This is a genomic window from Pseudoalteromonas sp. 2CM37A (assembly GCF_023161885.1).
Lineage (GTDB): Bacteria > Pseudomonadota > Gammaproteobacteria > Enterobacterales > Alteromonadaceae > Pseudoalteromonas > Pseudoalteromonas atlantica.
The window spans coordinates 1,271-2,498 of the sequence record NZ_JALNTJ010000023.1 but is presented as its reverse complement, the minus strand read 5'-3'; the positions used below and the strand labels follow the sequence as shown (position 1 = coordinate 2,498).

Below are 1,228 nucleotides of genomic sequence, written 5' to 3'. Positions count from 1 at the left end.
TAGCTATTAACTTCTGTCGCTTGTTTCTGTCACAAAACGCGTTTGGCGTTGTATGGTTAAGCCTCACGGGTAATTAGTACAAGTTAGCTTAATGGCTCACACCACTTCCACATCTTGCCTATCAACGTTGTAGTCTTCAACGGCCCTTCAGAGACTTTAAAAGTCTAGTGAGAAATCATCTCGAGGCCTGCTTCGCGCTTAGATGCTTTCAGCGCTTATCAGTTCCGAACGTAGCTACCGGGCAATGCCATTGGCATGACAACCCGAACACCAGCGGTTCGTTCACTCCGGTCCTCTCGTACTAGGAGCAACCCCTCTCAATTCTCAAACGCCCACGGCAGATAGGGACCGAACTGTCTCACGACGTTCTAAACCCAGCTCGCGTACCACTTTAAATGGCGAACAGCCATACCCTTGGGACCGACTTCAGCCCCAGGATGTGATGAGCCGACATCGAGGTGCCAAACACCGCCGTCGATATGAACTCTTGGGCGGTATCAGCCTGTTATCCCCGGAGTACCTTTTATCCGTTGAGCGATGGCCCTTCCATTCAGAACCACCGGATCACTATGACCTACTTTCGTACCTGCTCGACGTGTCTGTCTCGCAGTTAAGCTGGCTTCTACCATTACACTAACCGTACGATGTCCGACCGTACTTAGCCAACCTTCGTGCTCCTCCGTTACTCTTTGGGAGGAGACCGCCCCAGTCAAACTACCCACCAGGCACTGTCCGTAACCCCGATTCAGGGGCCAACGTTAGAACATCAAAACTACAAGGGTGGTATTTCAAGGACGACTCCACAACAACTAGCGTCGCTGCTTCAAAGTCTCCCACCTATCCTACACATGTAGGTTCAATGTTCAGTGCCAAGCTGTAGTAAAGGTTCACGGGGTCTTTCCGTCTAGCCGCGGGTACACAGCATCTTCACTGCGATTTCAATTTCACTGAGTCTCGGGTGGAGACAGCGTGGCCATGGTTACACCATTCGTGCAGGTCGGAACTTACCCGACAAGGAATTTCGCTACCTTAGGACCGTTATAGTTACGGCCGCCGTTTACCGGGGCTTCGATCAAGAGCTTCGTCCGAAAACTAACCCCATCAATTAACCTTCCGGCACCGGGCAGGTGTCACACCGTATACGTCATCTTGCGATTTTGCACAGTGCTGTGTTTTTAATAAACAGTCCCAGCCACCTGGTCACTGCGGCTCCCGTCCGCTTAGAGAG

1 rRNA gene (only partly in view) is annotated in these 1,228 nt (G+C 51.6%); it reads right to left on the bottom strand.

Going from position 1 to position 1,228, the window contains the following annotated elements:
• Window positions 1–52: 52 nt before the first annotated feature.
• Window positions 53–1,228, bottom strand: a 23S ribosomal RNA gene (locus tag MTF68_RS19625); its annotated part runs 1,270 nt beyond the window's last position; the annotation flags it as partial.